Genomic DNA, 16,478 nt, shown 5'->3' on the forward strand with positions numbered 1-16,478 from the left:
TGTCTCATTGCTTATTTTCGTTTTTCAGCTCTTGTGCGCGATTTTCTTCAATAATCGACTCTTGCTGATTAGTGTTTTCAATTGGATTTTCGATGTTACTATTATCACCCCCTATTGGCATAGTCGCTTCTGGCATAATTTCTGGCGCTGTGTTATTCGGAATTTCTTCGCTTTCTGTAGGCATAGGTGTTTCTTCAACAGAAATTTCTGGCATAAACTCTTTGGCTTTAAGTCGCGCCTTTCTACCGCTTGCCCGGCGAAGATAAAAAAGCTTAGCCCTTCTCACCTTGCTCTTTCTTATTACCTCTATTTTTTTAATAGTAGGGGAAAAGATAGGGAAAATCCTTTCTACTCCAATTCTGTCTATCACCTTTCTTACGGTGATGGTGGCGCCGATTTCTTTGTTTCTTCTTTTCGCCAATACAACACCCTCAAATATCTGTATTTTTTCTTTTTTCTCTCCATGTTTTGAGGAGCTGGAATCAGGCATGATTTGATAAACCCTAATCGTATCTCCTGGTCTGATATCTGGAATTGATTTTGTCTCTTGTTCGTGATTTGTTACTTCTTCGTTTTCTATTGTCATAAGTTTTTCAATAATTGTTTTAAGTCATCTGGCAATGGAGAAGAAAATGTTTTTTCCTCACCATCCATTAATTTAATTGTTAGTCCGCTGGCATGAAGGAATTGCCTTGTTAATACTTTTGGCACTATCTGATTCTTGAAAGAATACAGCTTGTCTCCTATTATAGGATGTCCTATATAAGAAAAATGAACTCGTATTTGGTGTTTTCTGCCGGTCTTTGGAATCGCCTCTATCAAGGTATATTTATCATATTCTTCTATCATTTTCCATTGCGTTTCAGCCAATCGAGACCCTGTTTTTTTGGCTAAAGGACCGAGCCAAGGGTATGCCCTTTGTTTTTTTCCGTCTTTATCTCTATTAATCAGGGTTTTGATAATTCCTTCCTTTTCTTGGATTTTACCCCAAACCAGCGCAATATATTTTTTTCGTACATCTCTTGTTCTAAACTGTTTTTGGAAAAAAGACAAGGCCTGATTGTTTTTTGCTACCAACAACAGCCCAGAAGTGTCTTTGTCCAAGCGATGAATCAATCCATATCTTGGTGGTTCGCCGACATTTTTAAGTTCAGGATTAGATTCAACTATCTCAGCCATCAGTCCGGAATCATTGTCTGAAAAAACAGCAATTCCTGCTGGTTTGTCCAAAACTATAATGTTTTCATCTTCATAAATAATTTTCATAGTGCTTGGACAGATTGAATCCATCTTGTGATTATTTTGTCAAATGGTGGGCGAGAGAGGATTTGAACCTCTGGCCTGCCGCGTGTAAGGCGGATGCTCTAGCCGCTGAGCTACTCGCCCTTTATCCTCCCAACTTTTTATTTAAGAAAAGTTAGGAGGGCAAGGTGGGCACGGTTGGATTTGAACCAACAACCTCGGCCTTATAGCGGCAACTCTGATTTAATATAATAAATAATTGTAGTTGCCGATATATCGATGATTTCATATTGATTTTATCTCTTTGGTATGGGCACGGTTGGACTCGGACCAACAACCTCGGCCTTATAAGAGCCTTGCTCCGCCATTGAGCTACGTGCCCACCCCAAAGAGATAAATTAGTAAATGAAAATCATCGCTATAAGAGCCTTGCTCCGCCATTGAGCTACGTGCCCTTCTTCTTCCTGCTGATTTTGAGGATTTTTTCAATTTCTTCTCTTTCCAGAGTTTCTTTTTCCATCAATTCCTTAGATAATTTTTCCAAAAGGTTCTTTTTTGCTTTTAGGACTTTTATTGCTAAAGCGCTTGCTTCTTTGATTATTTTTGATACTTCTTCGTCTATTTGTTCAGCTATTTTTTCAGAGTAATTTCTTTCTTCGCCGAAGTCCTTTCCCAAAAACTGAAGTTCGTTTCTTTCTCCGAAAACAATGGGTCCGAGTTTCTCTGACATGCCATAGTCCTTCACTAATCTCCGCGCCAATTCAGAGGCGATTTTCAGGTCATTGCTTGCGCCTGTGCTCACCTCCTTGAATTTCATCTTCTCTGTGAAGTATCCTCCGAGCAATGTAGCTATGTCTGCCAAGAAATCAGATTTTGCCTTAATGCTTTTTTCCTCTATCGGCGATTTAATAGTATATCCTGCCGCCATTCCTCTTGAAACAATAGAAACCTTTCTTACCGGTTCTCCTTTGTCGGTAAATGATGCGACTATTGCGTGGCCTGCTTCATGATAGGCAGAAATTTTCTTTTCCCTTGGCGACAAGACATGGCTCTTCCTTTCAGGCCCTAAAAGAACTTTTTCAATTGATTCTGTCAGTTCTGCTTGGTCTATTTGGTGCTTGTTCCTCCTAGCAGCCAAGATTGCTGCTTCGTTTAAAAGATTTTCCAAATCAGCCCCGGAAAAACCAGGAGTCCTTTCCGCTATTTCTCTTAAATGGGTGTTTTTCGCCAATGGTTTGCCTCTGGTGTGGATTTTAAGGATTGCCTCTCTGTCTTCTATGCTGGGTAGATTTAAGATAACCTGTCTGTCAAATCTGCCTGGTCTTAAAAGTGCAGGGTCCAAAATGTCCGGGCGATTGGTTGCAGCGATTATAATGGTTTTTGAGTCCCTTTCAAATCCATCCATTTCAACAAGTATCTGATTCAATGTTTGTTCTCTCTCATCATGCCCACCACCCATTCCCATTCCTCTTGTCCTGCCAATAGCGTCTAATTCATCAATAAAGATAATCGCTTTATTGTGTTTTTTCGCTTCCTGAAATAATGACCTTACTCTTCCGCTTCCTACGCCAACGAATAATTCTATAAACTCGGAACCAGCCACAGAAAAAAACGGAACATTGCTCTCGCCTGCGGTTGCTCTTGCCAATAGTGTTTTGCCGCATCCCGGTGGGCCTAATAGCAAAACGCCTCTTGGAATTTTTGCACCCATATCCAGGAATTTTTTAGGGGTCTTTAAAAATTCAACAATTTCTTTCAATTCTTCTTTTGCTTCTTTTAGTCCAGCCACATCCTCAAAGTTTATCTTTTGTTTTGGATGACCCTCTGCGCCAAAAACACGAGCTCTTGCCTTGGAAAAATTAAATGTTTGCATTGCTCCCATTTTTGCCTGTTTCGCAAACGACCAAAAGAATAAGCCGAAGATTAATAAAGGAACGGCGAATAACATTATTGAGCCAATTTGTCCCCAGCCCGCCTTGGGCTCCTGAACAACCATATTGACCTTTTCCAATTTTTCTTTTTCAACACCGTAATTAGCCAGAGATTCTGAAAGAGCTAATTCAGTTTCTTTTCTGCTTTGCCCCTGACTGTTGTCGTTATATGTGACGAGAATATCATTTCCAACAACCACAATTTCTTTAACTTTTTCTTGAGCTATTTCTTGGCTAAGTTGGCTTATGGAAATTTCTTTTTCAACATCAGGGGTTGGAGAAAGAATGGCAAAAACCACTGATATGCCTAAAAAAATCAGTACAATAACAAAAAAGTTCTTCGCTAAGTTTTGCGTTGCTTTTTTCATTATTTTTTTGTTTATAAATACAGGACTATGTCTATTCTAACCGTTTTTCAGGCGTAAGCCCATACGATGAGTGTCTATATCAAGGGCGATGATTTCAAACTTATATTTTTTGCCCTTTTGTAGAGATTCTTTTTCCTTATCTTGGTTGTTGAATTCCGAGAGATGGATCAATCCCCTGATTTTTGGTTCAATTTCAATAAATGCTCCTAATTGATTTATTTTTACCACTTCTCCTTCTATAATATCATTTTTCTTGTATTTTTTATCTATATCTTTCCAAGGGTCTTCTTTTAATGCTTTTAGGGATAGCGAGACCCTTCCGTCTTGGGATATTTCAGTAATTTTTGCCTTAATTATATCTCCAACCTTAACCACATCAGAGACATTGTCTATCAATTGCCAATCAAGCTCAGATATGTGAATAAGTCCTTCAGCTTGAATTTTTTCCAGCTTTAGTTCTTCCGCCCCGCTCTCTTTTAGCAATGGAAATTTTATAAATGCGCCGAAATCGGCAAGTCCGGTAATTTTTCCTTCCACTATATCGTTGACCTTGTATTGTTCTAAAAGTTCGTTTATTGCCTTTGAGGTAACCGCTTTTTCAGAAAAGATGAGTTTGTTTTCCTGCGGAGAAACATCAATAATTTTCACCTCTAATTGCTGGCCCACTAATTTTTGCAGATGTTTCAGTATTTCATTTGAGTCCCCGTCCTTAACCCGTGGATAATTTTTAATTGAGAGCTGTGAGAGAGGGAGGAATCCCTTTATCCCTTCCATTTCAGCCAGAAGTCCGCCTTTATTTGCTCCCGCGATATCAACCATAACTGTCTGGGATGCTTTCTCGGTTTCTTTCAGAGTTTCCCAGCTCACCTCTTTTTGGGCGTCGGTAAGCGATAGCTCCAAATAACCATCTTCGTTATCTACTTCCACAATCTTTGCCTTTATTAGCGCCTCGGGCTGTAGTCGTTTTATTATATCTTTGGCTGCGTAATATTCTTTTCCATAAATTACGCCCACGCCAACAGGGCCCAAATCAACATAAACAGCAAAATGTCCGGCTCCGATAATCTTGCCCTCTATTGTCTGCCCCTTTTTCGGAGGAGTGGCAATATTTTGCAATTCATCTTTTGGCTGAATTGTTTTTTCAATTATTTTAGTCATAGTAAAATAAAGGGTAGCATAAAAGCCTGTTCATATCAATAGGAAGGTTGAGTTTGTCTTTACTAAATGTTATAATCATAAAAGATTTAAAAATAATTAAGCGTTTTTGTTTATTATGGATATACTTTGGCATGGTCAATCGTGTTTTGAAATAAGGGTGCCCTTGAATCAAAACGAAAAGAAAACGATTGTTATAGACCCGTTTTCGCCGGAGCAGACCGGATTAAAAATGCCGTCTATCGCGGCAGATGTTTTATTAATCACCCATCAGCATACTGACCACAATAATGTTAAAGCAATAAAAGGCCCTTTGTTTTTAATAGAAGGCCCAGGAGAATATGAGGTAGGAGGAATATTTATACAAGGCATTCCTGCGTCGCATGGGAGCATGGATAAAGAAAATTTGGGGGGCATCACCATTTATACGATTGAAGCAGAGGGTATTAAGTTATGTCATTTAAGCGACTTAAATCAAGGCGAACTTTCTTCCGAACAAGTTGAGGCCATAGGAGATATTGATATATTAATGATTCCCATAGGAGGCACTTACACAATTGACGGAACAATTGCTTCTAAAGTTATTAATCAGATTGAGCCAAAAATAGTAATACCAATGCATTACAAGATACCGGGTCTGAAAGTGAATTTGAAAGACATTGATAACTTCCTCAAAGCAATGGGGCAAGAAAGCATCGAGCCGCAGTCGTCATTGAAAATAAAAAAGCAAGGATTGCCAGCGGAAATGAAAATAGTTGTTTTGAAGCCGTAGAAAATGAAATTTTTACAAAAAATTCAATCATTATCTTTGGAAAAAAGAAAAATGGTCTTATGGGTGTCTGTGGCAATCATAGGATTGATTTTTTTAATCGTGTTTTTAGCAGTAATTGCCTTCAGATTTAAATCATTTGATTTTCAGAATTTTGGGCAACAGCTCAATATCCCTTCTTTTGAAATTCCTGATTTAAACGAATAATTTTTACAACTATGCCAAAATCAAAATCAAAACCAGAGCCAGAGCCAGAAGAAAATAACAAGGCCAAGAAGACAGACAATGGAGACAATGAAAACGGGTTAGAGAATATAGGATATGTAAAACCCAGAGAAATCTGCGAAGAAATGAAGGAGAGCTATATTGATTACGCAATGTCAGTAATTGTTTCTCGAGCATTGCCCGATGTGAGGGATGGGTTGAAACCAGTGCACAGGAGAATTCTTTACGCAATGGGAGAAGAGGGTCTTTATTACAACGCCAGATTTAGGAAATCAGCAACAGTAGTTGGAGCAGTTCTTGGCAGATATCATCCACACAGCGACGCTGCGGTTTATGATTCTTTGGTAAGAATGGCGCAGGATTTTTCTTTGAGATATATGCTGGTAAAAGGCCAGGGCAATTTTGGATCAATTGATGCGGATCCTCCAGCCGCTCAAAGATATACAGAGTGTCGGCTTTCAAGGGCGGGGCAGGAGATGTTAAGGGATATAAATAGAGATACTGTTGATTTCATAGACAACTATGACTCAACAAGGAAAGAACCGACCGTTTTGCCGTCTCCGCTTCCCCAGCTTCTATTAAACGGCTCATTGGGAATTGCGGTTGGTATGGCGACAAGCATTCCGCCACACAATCTTGTGGAAACATGCGATGCAGCCATACATTTGATTGATAATCCCGAAGCCACAACCGAGGAATTATTTCAGTTTATAAAAGGACCTGATTTCCCGACAGGTGGCATTATCTTTAACCAAAAAGAAATAATTTCTGCTTATGCCCAAGGCAAAGGACCTGTTTTGGTTCAGGGTAAGGCAGATATAGTTGAGGAAAAGAACGGTGGGTGGAAGATTGTTATCAATGAAATACCTTATCAAGTTAATAAAGCAACATTGGTGGGACAGATAGCCAAGTTGATTCAGGAAAAGAAAATTAAAGGAGTAAAGGATGCTAGGGACGAATCAGACAGAGATGGTATCAGGATTGTCATAGAATTAAAAAAAGAAGCGTTTCCGCAAAAGGCGCTGAATTGTCTCTATAAGTCCACTGATTTACAGAAAAAATTCCATCTCAACATGATAGCTCTTGTTGATGGGATTCAGCCAAAAGTTTTGTCTTTATCAGAAATGCTTGGATATTTTTTAAAGCATCGTCAGGAAGTTGTGTTGCGGAGAACTAAATTTGATTTAACAAAAGCCAAAGAAAGGGAGCATATTCTTTTGGGTTTGGCAAAATGCTTGGCAAAAATAGACCAAGTCATTGAAACCATTAAGAAATCCAAAAACAGGGATGATGCCAAGAGCAACTTAAAGAAAAAATTTCAACTCACGGACATTCAAGCAGAGGCAATTTTAGAGACAAAGCTTTCTGCTTTAGCTCGTCTTGAAATACAGAAAATAGAAGATGAGCTTAAAGAGATAAAAGCAAAGATTGAAGAACTATCTGGAATTGTTAAGAGCCCTGCAAAAGTAAAGGCAGTTGTGAAAAAAGAACTCAAAGAATTGAAAGAGACCTATCCTGAACCACGGAGAACTAAAGTATATGTGAAAAAAGCGGAAGAAATATCAGAAGAGGATTTAGTGCCAGAAGAAGAGGTTTTGATTACTCTTACCAATAAGGGATATATCAAGAGAGTGAGCCCGTCTTCCTATAAGATTCAAAAGAGGGGCGGGAAAGGCATTATGGGCATCAAGGCGCAGGATGATGATTTTGTGGAACATTTCTTTTTAGCAAATACTCTTGATAAGATATTGGTCTTTACTGATTCCGGTAAGGTTTTTGCAATGCCTGCTTATGAGATTCCTTCTGCAACAAGGATTTCAAAAGGCAGGGCATTAGTTAATTTCTTAGAAATCAGCCAAGAAGACAAGGTTTTAGCAATTTTGCCTCTTGGTAAAAAAGATGACAGCGAACAAATGAAGTATTTAGTCATGGCAACCAAGAATGGTATAATCAAAAGAACAGCGCTTGAAGAGTTTCGCAATTTAAGGAGTTCTGGTTTGATAGCGATTCGGCTCAAAAAAGGCGACTCATTAAGGTCTGTAAAAAAGACGAGCGGAAAAAGTGAAACAATACTTGTGAGCAAACAGGCCCAATCAATCAGATTCAAAGAAGAACAGATAAGACCGATGCAGAGAAGCGCGGCAGGTAATAAGGGAATGAATCTCAAAAAAGGAGATGAAGTAATTGGAATGGAGGCTATTGAGAAAGACCAAGTTAAGGACTATATTTTAATAATCACTAGCAAGGGATATGGCAAGAGAAGCGGGGTTTCCTCGTATCGTCAGCAAAGCAGAGGAGGCACAGGAATAATGACAGCCAAGCTCACAGCCAAAACAGGCGATTTGGTTAAGGCAGAGATTGTAAAGGGCGACGAAGAGTTGATATTCATTTCAAGAAATGGTCAGGTTTTGAGAACTACTGCCAAAGGAATATCCGCGCTCGGCAGGGCAACCCAAGGAGTAAGAATAATGCGCTTGGATGAGGGCGATAGCGTAGTTTCATTAATAAAGTTGTAATATTTAATTTTTGAATATGGTTAGTTTTTTGGAACCGGAAAAAATAATAGAGCAGATCCCTTTAAGTCAGGATTGGCAAACAGCAGAGTTTGGCTGCGGTCCGGGCGGTTTTGCAATTGCTTTAGCAAGGCGAGTGCCGAAAGGGATGGTTTATGCTTTGGACATCCAAGAAGAACCGCTTTCCGCTTTAATTGGAAGAGCTAAAGGTGTGGGCTTATCGAATATTAAAACAATACAATGCGACTTAGAGGAACCCAAGGGCTCTACGCTTAAAGATGAATCAATGGATTTGGTGCTGATAGCAAATGCATTGTTTCAAATAGAAGACAAAGACGCATTTTTGAAAGAAGCCAAGCGAGTGCTCAAACGAAATGGCAATTTAGTGATAATTGATTGGAATCCGGACTCTCCTTTCGGGCCTGAAGAAAATAGAGTTTCTCTTGAACAAGCGCACAAAATAGTTAAGTTTATGGACATTAAGCTGGTAAAAGAGTTAGAGACCGGCACCTACCACTGGGGAGCAATTTTCGTAAAAATGTAATCTCTCGGCAAGGCAAAATGAAAAAAAAGATTATTTTTTTCACACTGATTTTTTTAGGGGTTTTTATAGTTTGTCAATCTGTCTTCTCTGCGACATCTACCGGCGGTTTTGTCACAGTTAATTTAAATTCTTCTTATTCATATCCGGCTGTGGGAGCTGCGATTACTATAACAGCAGGGGTTAATATAAATACAACTCAGTGTGTGATCAATTTTGATGATGGAATAGAGATATCATTGGATTGTTGGGAGGCAAGCGATTGTCTCTCAAATCCCAATTGTACTTGGTCTGATTCTACTGATCCTACTGACCCCCGCGGTTCCGGAAGTTGTTCTTATTCTTTCAGCCATAGTTACGGGACGAGCGGAGAAAAATTTATTACTTTTTATTGCATAAATTCAGCAAGCTATGAAGCTGGGGTAGATATTCTTATAGAGGTAGGTGGCACACCACGGCCCTGTGAACCTGATGGGTGTAATAACTATTGTCCGCAAAATTGCGATGTAAGCCAAGACTATGATTGCGCTTGTGTCGGCGGAAATGGGTGCTGCGCACCTGGATGCGATTTTACCACTGATAGTGATTGTCCTCCTCCACGGCCGTGTTCTCCTATTCAGTGCGACCAAATTTGTCAGCCAAATTGCAATGTCAGCCAAGATTCTGATTGCGGATGCCTTGGAGGGAACGGTTGTTGCGCCCCGGGATGCACTATTGCTAATGACAGCGATTGTCCTCCTGTTCCAACCCAGTATGACAATCCCTTAACTTGGAGCGATGTGCCAGAACTTTTGCAACAAACCATAGAAACCATTTTTGGTATGTTAATGGCTTTGGCAGTCCTGATTATCATAATTGGTGGTTATGTAATGGTAACTTCTGGCGGGATTCCTTTAAGATTTGATAAAGGCAAGAAGATAGTTATCTGGGCATTAATAGGATTTGCCGTATCTGCTGTCTCTCGAGGCATAATCGCTTTAGTGGAAATGATTATAGGGAAACAATAGAAAAATATGAAAACCAAAAGTAATTTAATAATACTATTTTTCGTAGCGGTTTTTTCTATTTTTATATTATTTTCTACAACAAGGGTATATGCTGGAAACCCTTTTCCGCCTGACGATGTAATTGTATCAGCAGACACGGTATTTTTAGGCGATTCAAGTCAGATTCAAGTCACAGTCAAAGCATATCCTTTGGCATATGCCTGGAAGATAAAGGTGGACTTCGGAGATGGGTCGGGCATTAGAACAAGGGTTTGCTTTATTGATTCAATACTTGGTCAGTGTACTCTAAATTTTCCGCATCCGTATGGTACTATAGGAAGCTATGCTGTTAAAGTGAATGTTTGTGATAAACAAAATATTACACTATGCAGAACTGGTCGCGCAACCGCTGTCGTGAATGGTCCTTTTGTCTGTGGGAATAACACACTGGAGCCACCAGGCGAAGAATGTGATGATGGAAATACTGTTTCCGGAGATGGATGTAGCCAGAGTTGCAAAATAGAACACCCATCTCCGCCACCTGTTAATAATGATTTGAATCCACTTCAAGCAAATACTTTTGGAGAATTATTTAGAGATATTGTTGGCGCGATTTTTTGGATAGCAATAATTTTAGGACCTCTACTGATAATCGCTGGAGGGTTTATGATAATTTTTGCTGGCCTGGATGGGGGCAAAATAATCTTGGGCAAGAAAATTATTCTATACACTGCTGTAATTCTTGGTATAATATTGATAATAAAGGCAATGGCTGACTTTTTCGCGCCTGATGTAACTTTTTTATAAAATTATGAAAAAAACAACATTAATTTTTCCTTTGATTTTGGTGATTCTTTCCTTATTTATTATCGTTGGCCAAGCGCAAGCGCAAATCACTATTACCAATCCATTAACTCCGGGGAATATAGATTTTGACGAAATGCTTATAAGGGTCTTGGGCTGGGTATTCGGGTTTGCGTTAGTTATCGGTGTTTTAATGGTAATAATAGGTGGCTATATGATGATTGTTTCCTCCGGCGACCCAGAAAGATTTTCCACAGGCAGAAAGACCGTTGTTTATGCTTTGTCTGGTGTTGCCATTGTAACTGTGTCAAGAGGAATAATCGCCTTGGTGGGGCAAATACTGCCACAGGGAGTGGATGCTGGAACAGCTCTGTATAATATAATAGTTTATGCCTTTGGATTTTTAATAGTAATAAGCGTTTTAATGCTTATTATTGCGGCCTTTTTATTCATCACTGGCGGAGGAAATCCGGAACAAACAACAAAAGCAAAGAGGTGGTTGATATACGCCTTAATCGGATTGACTGTTGCGGTAATCAGTAGGGGGCTGGTAGCGCTTGTTCTGTTAATAGTCACTCCTTGATGAGAGTATTTAATAAAAGTTAAATATAAATTTTAGAAATTGCTTATGAAAAAAAATTGTTTACTTTTTATAATGTTAATCATTTGCGGTTTGTTTTTGGGATTGAGCCAGCAAGTATGCGCAGCCAATCCGCCGGGCTTTGCGGTTGCGTTTATTTCTGAAATTGGTCCCACTAATATACAAACAGGAGATACTGTTAACGGTACGCTTATTATAGAAGCAAGTTGTTATAGTGGTGCGGTTGGCGGCGCGGTATTTTTTAAACCAATAATAAATTTTGGCGAGGCGCCTCCACCTTCGGCAACTGCCCCGGACGAGCAATTGGAGGGAGGTCCTTGTGTATGTGTGAACGATAGTAACGATACATCGTTAAAAACAGTAAGATGCAGCTATAATTTTAGCCATACCTACAGTAGAACCGGCACTTTTGCGGTCATCCCAAAGACCTCATATTCTTCTTTCGGATCTTCTGCCGTAGGTTCAAGTGGAACAGCAGAAACCATTTATGTTACAGAAACGCCTACGCCAACTCCGCATGGAAACGATATCAATCCATTGGTGGCTACCGGAATCGCAGAGCTCATAAGGCAACTTACTGACAGAATTTTTATATATTTTAGTGGTTTAGCGGTCTTGTTCGTAATCATGGGTGGGCTTACTATCATGACAGCAGCTGGAAGCCCAACGCGGGTTATGAAAGGAAAAAAGATTGTTATTTTTACTATTGTTGGTTATGCCCTTATTATATTAGCAAGGGCGATTGCGATGCTGATTGTAAGAATTTTAGATATTAATGTTGTGATTTAGCTTCCTGTGGACAAAATACTTGCTTTTTTACGCTTAAGGATTAAAATAGTATAATAAAACAAAACTTCAAAGGTCGGTTAATTGAAAAAAAATAATCAATAAAAAACAATGAACAAGAAAATATTGGGGATAATGAGTTTGGTTGTGATTGGAGGACTATGCTTTGCGCCATATTTGGCTTTAGCAGCACCAACTCCTCCTTCTGTAGGACTCACGCCAAGCCCAACAGACCCGCCGAATATAGACCCAAATGCATTACTTGCAGTGATAATTAGATATGTATTTGGTTTCATGATAGTCGTAGTAGTTCTAATGCTTATGATTTCTGCTTATATGTTTGTAACAGCAGGGGGTAGCCCAGAACAAGTAGGAAAAGCAAAAAATTTCCTTATTTATGCCTTAATCGGATTAGCTGTTGCTGTTTTAGCCAGAGGATTAGTTGGTATAGTGTTGACTATGCTTTGGGGAGCCTCAACAACATAATAAGAGAGTTTTTATCTCTAAATTATAAAAATCAATCTCCTTTGTAAAGAGGAGATTGATTTTTTTCAAGAAAAAGGATAATTTAAGAAGAGATGCGATTTGTTATAAAAGCTAAGCCGAGGTGGTGAAATTGGCAAACACACTAGCTTTAGGAGCTAGCGCCGTAAGGTTTGTGGGTTCAACTCCCACCCTCGGCATTAATTTTATAAAATTAATGAAAATATCCTTTATAATTCCTATTTATAATGAAAGCGGAAATATTCCAGAGCTTTATCGCAGGTTAAAAAAAGCAATAGAAAGCGATTTCCGTGATTTTGATTATGAAATAATATTTGTGGATGACGGGAGCAATGATAATTCTTTTGATTTAATAGAAGGATTACATAATCAAAATACCAAGGTCAAGGCAATTAAATTTAGTAGAAATTTTGGTCATCATATAGCCATCACAGCTGGGCTGGATATTGCTGTTGGAGATTTCGTAGTGATGATGGATGGGGACTTGCAGGACCAACCAGAAGAGATAATCAAGCTATGGAATAAGTTGCAGCAAGGATATGATGTGGTTTATGCTCAAAGAAAAAACAAAAAATTTGGCTATTTTAAAAAAGTCACCTCGAAATTATTCAATTTTTTAATCAAAAAATTAATCGATGAAGATATTGAAATTAATAGTTCCATTTTTAGGATTATGACCAAAGAAGTGGTAGAAAAAATCAAAGAATTAAGAGAATCCAACAGGTATATTATAGGCCTGATCGGTTGGGTTGGGTTTAAGCACATAGCGCAAGAAGTAGAACACGGGGAGAGATTTAAAGGCAAGGGTAAATATGATATTAATAGGCAATTTAAGTTAGCCCTTAATGCTATTTTTTCTTTTTCCACCATTCCCATTAAAATAATAACTAGGATTGGATTATTATTTATTCTTTTTTCGCTTTTTTTAGCAATTTATATTCTTATTAAAAAATTTATTTATTGTTCTATTATCGCAGGATTGACTTATGCTATTTTATTGATATTTTTTGTCGGAGGAATTCAAATTATAGCCATTGGGATTATAGGAGAATATATTGTCAGAACTTATGCAGAAGCAAGAAGAAGGCCGTTGTATATAATTAAGGATAAATTAATTTAACATGGAGTTTTTTGTAGAAAAATTTGATTCTGAAGTATTGGGCAAGACCGTTGCCAAGCTAATTCTTGACGAACCCATTAGTAAGAGGTTTCAAGACAAATACAAAGAATTTGTTGCAGGGAATAATCCTGATATAGTTTTTGCCTTTACTCATTTTTATCAACAGAACATTAATTTTTTAGAAGAACAAGAGTTTGGACTAATAAGCGTTAGAACAATATATAAATGTCCAGATTTGACTTCCAAAAAGCCCAATAATGACCCAGATTTAAGCATTAAGGAGAAAGTGGATTGTCGGTTAACGCCGGATAATGATTCTGTCCAAGAAATTCTTAAAATAATTGCTCGCACTAGCAGATATTGCAAGGATATTAAATTGGGAGAAGAGTCGTGTTTTAAAATATATAATCAATGGCTTGTTAATAGTTTTTCAGGATATGCTAAAAAAATATTTTTTCTTTTTTATAAAGAAGTAGTGATAGGATTTGTCACGCTTAAAGAAAAAGACGATAAGGTTTGGGTGGACCTTATAGGAATAGGCGCTGGCCTTCAAGGAAAGGGGCTAGGAGATTTGCTTATTGATAAATGTAAGCAATATTGCCAAGAGAACAAAAAAGAGCTATGGGTTATTACAGAGGGAGAAAATATAGGAGCGAGTAGGTTTTATCAAAAAAATGGATTTTTGATTCAAATTTTAGAGCTGGTATTCCATAAACATTTAAATAAATCATTATGAAAAAAACAATTTTAATAGCAGGGTCTGGCGGATACTTAGGTAGCGAAATGGTGAAAGATTTTTTATCTAAGGGATATAAGATTAAGGCATTAGATAGGCATTTTTTTGGTTATAAATTCGGAGATATTGAAAATAAAAACATCGAAGTCATTCAAGAAGACATAAGGTGGATAGGAGAAGATTTTTTAAGAGGAGTAGATGTTATTATAAATTTAGCTGGGCTTTCCAATGACCCAAGCGTTGATTTAGCGCCTGCAGCTAGCGAGGATATAAATTATATAGGGGCAGTAGAATTGGCGAAAAAAGCAAAGAATGTGGGCGTAAAAAAATACATTTTTTCTTCTTCTTGTAGCGTCTATGGCCAAGGAGACGATACTCAATTAACAGAGGAATCAAAATTGAGGCCGGTTTCTCTTTATGCTATTTTGAAAGCCAAAGCAGAGGAAGAAATATTATCTCTATCAGATGATAATTTTTGCGTTACTTCATTAAGGAATTCAACACTTTACGGATTATCAGAGCACAGAATGAGGTTCGATTTAGTGGTTAATTTGATGACGCTTAACGCATGGAGAGATGGTAAGATTTTTGTTTTGGGCGGTGGTGAACAGTGGAGGCCGCTGATGCACTTGAAAGACGCGATTAATGCTTTTGAGAGAGTCATTGAAGAAGACAACCTCTCCAAGATAAATAAACAAACATTTAATGTCGGCTCAAACAATCAGAATTATAAAATAATTCAAGTCGCTAATTTGGTGAGGAATGTTTTGCCAAATACTAAAATCGAATCTATTCCAAGCGACACAGACAAAAGGGACTATAATGTTTTGTTCAATAAAATTAGACAAATTCTGAATTTTGAGCCACGGTTCACCGTGGAGGATGGGATAAAAGAAATAGTAGAGGCATTAGAGAGAAAAATAATCGATGGCAATGACACTAGGACCAATACCGTGAGATATTATAAGCATCTAATAGATACTGATAGAGTTTTATCAGACGTAAAGCTTCGGGGAAGAATATTTTAAATTACAATATAAATCATAAATATAATTTTATGAAAATTGAATTTTATAGACACAATCTTAATGATGACGACAAAAAAGAAGTTCAAAAGATTTTAGAATCTTTGTTTTTAACCACAGGAGATTCTGTTGTGGAGTTTGAGAATAAATTCGCAAAATATACTGAGAACCAGCATGCCCTGGGCATTACCTCTTGTACAGAGGGACTTTTTTTGGGATTAAAATATTTAGGCATTAAAGATGGAGACGAAGTGATCACGACCCCAATGTCTTTTGTGTCCACCGCCAATAGCATAGAGTATTGCAATGCCAAGCCAGTGTTTGTAGACGCGGAGAAGACAACAGGGAATATTGATATTGATAAGATTGAGGCAGTCATTGCTCCCAATACAAAAGCAGTAATTCCTGTTCATCTCTATGGGCAGATGTGCGACATGAAGCGCTTAAAAGAGATTGCAATTAAGAATAATCTTAAAATAATTGAGGATTCTGCTCATTGTATAGAGGGGAGCAGAGATGATGTTAGGCCCGGGCAATTGGGTGACATCGCTTGTTATAGTTTCTATGCTACAAAGAATATAACCTGTGGCGAAGGTGGCGCGATAACATGTAATAATCAAGATGCGCATGATTGGATTAAAAAAGCGAGATTACACGGCATAAGCAAGTCAGCTGCCGATAGATATACAAAAAGATATGAACATTATGATATGGATTTTTTGGGCTTTAAGGCAAATATGACCAATATAGACGCAGCCCTACTGATTCATCAAATAGACAGAATAGAAGAATTATTGTCAGCTAAAGAGAATATAGCAAAAAGATATGATGATGGGTTTAGTAATAATCTATTTATATCAATTCCTAATGTTTTGCCAAATAGCAAGCATGCTCGCCATATTTATACCATATGGGTTAATCCACAAAAGAGAGACGAGTATATGCACCAGCTTCAAGATGTTGGAATAGGGGTTGCGGTGAATTTTAGGCCAATTCATTTGATGAAATATTATAGGGAGAAATATGGGTATAAGCCCGGAGACTTTCCTGTTGCAGAAAAAATTGGGAATAGCACCATTACAATTCCGCTTTATTCTGGCCTGAAAGATGAAGAAGTAGATTATATTATAAATTCAATTAATAAGATTATAATTCAATAAAATTTAGCATTA

Annotated in this window: 17 protein-coding genes and 3 tRNA genes; 14 read left to right on the top strand and 6 right to left on the bottom strand. The window is 38.0% G+C overall.

The window, feature by feature from the left end; translation table 11 throughout:
* Window positions 1-4 precede the first annotated feature (4 nt).
* The 6 genes from rplS to KJ562_01845 all read right to left on the bottom strand — a co-directional run bounded on the left by rplS (window position 5) and on the right by KJ562_01845 (window position 4,699).
* Window positions 5-598, bottom strand: a complete 594-nt coding sequence (rplS, locus tag KJ562_01820; protein MBU3964440.1) for a 50S ribosomal protein L19 — start codon at window positions 596-598, stop codon at window positions 5-7.
* The gene (locus KJ562_01825; protein ID MBU3964441.1) at window positions 583-1,266 is read right to left on the bottom strand and encodes an RluA family pseudouridine synthase; all 684 of its coding nucleotides are present in this window, start codon (window positions 1,264-1,266) and stop codon (window positions 583-585) included. Before KJ562_01825 ends, rplS begins: the two co-directional genes overlap by 16 nt.
* A gap of 44 nt (window positions 1,267-1,310) precedes the next feature.
* Window positions 1,311-1,386: transfer RNA gene (locus tag KJ562_01830), tRNA-Val, on the bottom strand.
* A 166-nt stretch (window positions 1,387-1,552) separates the two neighbouring features.
* Window positions 1,553-1,624, bottom strand: a tRNA-Ile gene (locus KJ562_01835).
* Window positions 1,625-1,687: 63 nt separating this feature from the next.
* Window positions 1,688-3,541: an ATP-dependent zinc metalloprotease FtsH gene (ftsH, locus tag KJ562_01840; GenBank protein MBU3964442.1), complete on the bottom strand. Its 1,854-nt coding sequence runs from the start codon at window positions 3,539-3,541 to the stop codon at window positions 1,688-1,690.
* A gap of 36 nt (window positions 3,542-3,577) precedes the next feature.
* A complete protein-coding gene (locus KJ562_01845) occupies window positions 3,578-4,699 on the bottom strand; it encodes a S1 RNA-binding domain-containing protein (GenBank protein ID MBU3964443.1) in 1,122 nt (373 codons plus the stop codon).
* Between the two features lie 115 nt (window positions 4,700-4,814).
* Here KJ562_01845 and KJ562_01850 point away from each other — a divergent pair, with 115 nt between their 5' ends.
* The 14 genes from KJ562_01850 to KJ562_01915 all read left to right on the top strand — a co-directional run bounded on the left by KJ562_01850 (window position 4,815) and on the right by KJ562_01915 (window position 16,466).
* The gene (locus KJ562_01850) at window positions 4,815-5,468 is read left to right on the top strand and encodes an MBL fold metallo-hydrolase (protein ID MBU3964444.1); all 654 of its coding nucleotides are present in this window, start codon (window positions 4,815-4,817) and stop codon (window positions 5,466-5,468) included.
* 3 nt (window positions 5,469-5,471) lie between these two features.
* Window positions 5,472-5,672, top strand: coding sequence for a hypothetical protein (locus KJ562_01855; GenBank protein MBU3964445.1), 201 nt, complete (start codon window positions 5,472-5,474; stop codon window positions 5,670-5,672).
* An 11-nt stretch (window positions 5,673-5,683) separates the two neighbouring features.
* The gene (gyrA, locus tag KJ562_01860; protein MBU3964446.1) at window positions 5,684-8,206 is read left to right on the top strand and encodes a DNA gyrase subunit A; all 2,523 of its coding nucleotides are present in this window, start codon (window positions 5,684-5,686) and stop codon (window positions 8,204-8,206) included.
* Between the two features lie 16 nt (window positions 8,207-8,222).
* Complete coding sequence (locus KJ562_01865; GenBank protein ID MBU3964447.1) at window positions 8,223-8,747, top strand: class I SAM-dependent methyltransferase; 525 nt, start codon at window positions 8,223-8,225, stop codon at window positions 8,745-8,747.
* A gap of 17 nt (window positions 8,748-8,764) precedes the next feature.
* A complete protein-coding gene (locus tag KJ562_01870) occupies window positions 8,765-9,751 on the top strand; it encodes a pilin (GenBank protein MBU3964448.1) in 987 nt (328 codons plus the stop codon).
* Between the two features lie 6 nt (window positions 9,752-9,757).
* The gene (locus KJ562_01875; GenBank protein MBU3964449.1) at window positions 9,758-10,537 is read left to right on the top strand and encodes a DUF4215 domain-containing protein; all 780 of its coding nucleotides are present in this window, start codon (window positions 9,758-9,760) and stop codon (window positions 10,535-10,537) included.
* A gap of 4 nt (window positions 10,538-10,541) precedes the next feature.
* On the top strand, window positions 10,542-11,117 hold the full coding sequence (locus KJ562_01880) for a hypothetical protein (protein MBU3964450.1): 576 nt from the start codon (window positions 10,542-10,544) through the stop codon (window positions 11,115-11,117).
* Window positions 11,118-11,162: 45 nt separating this feature from the next.
* Complete coding sequence (locus KJ562_01885) at window positions 11,163-11,924, top strand: pilin (protein ID MBU3964451.1); 762 nt, start codon at window positions 11,163-11,165, stop codon at window positions 11,922-11,924.
* Between the two features lie 108 nt (window positions 11,925-12,032).
* Window positions 12,033-12,407 (top strand): hypothetical protein, encoded by a 375-nt coding sequence (locus tag KJ562_01890; protein MBU3964452.1) that lies wholly within the window; start codon window positions 12,033-12,035, stop codon window positions 12,405-12,407.
* Between the two features lie 115 nt (window positions 12,408-12,522).
* Window positions 12,523-12,604, top strand: a tRNA-Leu gene (locus tag KJ562_01895).
* Between the two features lie 17 nt (window positions 12,605-12,621).
* On the top strand, window positions 12,622-13,545 hold the full coding sequence (locus tag KJ562_01900; protein MBU3964453.1) for a glycosyltransferase family 2 protein: 924 nt from the start codon (window positions 12,622-12,624) through the stop codon (window positions 13,543-13,545).
* Window position 13,546: 1 nt separating this feature from the next.
* Window positions 13,547-14,281 carry a GNAT family N-acetyltransferase gene (locus tag KJ562_01905; protein MBU3964454.1) on the top strand — a complete coding sequence of 245 codons (735 nt, stop codon included), beginning with the start codon at window positions 13,547-13,549 and terminating at the stop codon, window positions 14,279-14,281.
* Complete coding sequence (locus tag KJ562_01910; GenBank protein MBU3964455.1) at window positions 14,278-15,309, top strand: SDR family oxidoreductase; 1,032 nt, start codon at window positions 14,278-14,280, stop codon at window positions 15,307-15,309. Before KJ562_01905 ends, KJ562_01910 begins: the two co-directional genes overlap by 4 nt.
* A 29-nt stretch (window positions 15,310-15,338) precedes the next feature.
* Window positions 15,339-16,466, top strand: a complete 1,128-nt coding sequence (locus tag KJ562_01915) for a DegT/DnrJ/EryC1/StrS family aminotransferase (protein ID MBU3964456.1) — start codon at window positions 15,339-15,341, stop codon at window positions 16,464-16,466.
* Window positions 16,467-16,478 lie beyond the last annotated feature (12 nt).

The sequence above is a fragment of the Patescibacteria group bacterium genome (assembly GCA_018900835.1).
Lineage (GTDB): Bacteria > Patescibacteriota > Minisyncoccia > Minisyncoccales > PEYH01 > PEYH01.

Excerpts from the sequence above, each read along its gene's own strand:
- KJ562_01825 (MBU3964441.1), bottom strand. The coding sequence starts at position 1,266 with ATGAAAATTATTTATGAAGATGAAAACATTATAGTTTTGGACAAACCA.
- ftsH (MBU3964442.1), bottom strand. The coding sequence starts at position 3,541 with ATGAAAAAAGCAACGCAAAACTTAGCGAAGAACTTTTTTGTTATTGTA.
- KJ562_01845 (MBU3964443.1), bottom strand. The coding sequence starts at position 4,699 with ATGACTAAAATAATTGAAAAAACAATTCAGCCAAAAGATGAATTGCAA.
- KJ562_01850 (MBU3964444.1), top strand. The coding sequence starts at position 4,815 with ATGGATATACTTTGGCATGGTCAATCGTGTTTTGAAATAAGGGTGCCC.
- KJ562_01855 (MBU3964445.1), top strand. The coding sequence starts at position 5,472 with ATGAAATTTTTACAAAAAATTCAATCATTATCTTTGGAAAAAAGAAAA.
- gyrA (MBU3964446.1), top strand. The coding sequence starts at position 5,684 with ATGCCAAAATCAAAATCAAAACCAGAGCCAGAGCCAGAAGAAAATAAC.
- KJ562_01865 (MBU3964447.1), top strand. The coding sequence starts at position 8,223 with ATGGTTAGTTTTTTGGAACCGGAAAAAATAATAGAGCAGATCCCTTTA.
- KJ562_01870 (MBU3964448.1), top strand. The coding sequence starts at position 8,765 with ATGAAAAAAAAGATTATTTTTTTCACACTGATTTTTTTAGGGGTTTTT.
- KJ562_01875 (MBU3964449.1), top strand. The coding sequence starts at position 9,758 with ATGAAAACCAAAAGTAATTTAATAATACTATTTTTCGTAGCGGTTTTT.
- KJ562_01880 (MBU3964450.1), top strand. The coding sequence starts at position 10,542 with ATGAAAAAAACAACATTAATTTTTCCTTTGATTTTGGTGATTCTTTCC.
- KJ562_01885 (MBU3964451.1), top strand. The coding sequence starts at position 11,163 with ATGAAAAAAAATTGTTTACTTTTTATAATGTTAATCATTTGCGGTTTG.
- KJ562_01890 (MBU3964452.1), top strand. The coding sequence starts at position 12,033 with ATGAACAAGAAAATATTGGGGATAATGAGTTTGGTTGTGATTGGAGGA.
- KJ562_01900 (MBU3964453.1), top strand. The coding sequence starts at position 12,622 with ATGAAAATATCCTTTATAATTCCTATTTATAATGAAAGCGGAAATATT.
- KJ562_01905 (MBU3964454.1), top strand. The coding sequence starts at position 13,547 with ATGGAGTTTTTTGTAGAAAAATTTGATTCTGAAGTATTGGGCAAGACC.
- KJ562_01910 (MBU3964455.1), top strand. The coding sequence starts at position 14,278 with ATGAAAAAAACAATTTTAATAGCAGGGTCTGGCGGATACTTAGGTAGC.
- KJ562_01915 (MBU3964456.1), top strand. The coding sequence starts at position 15,339 with ATGAAAATTGAATTTTATAGACACAATCTTAATGATGACGACAAAAAA.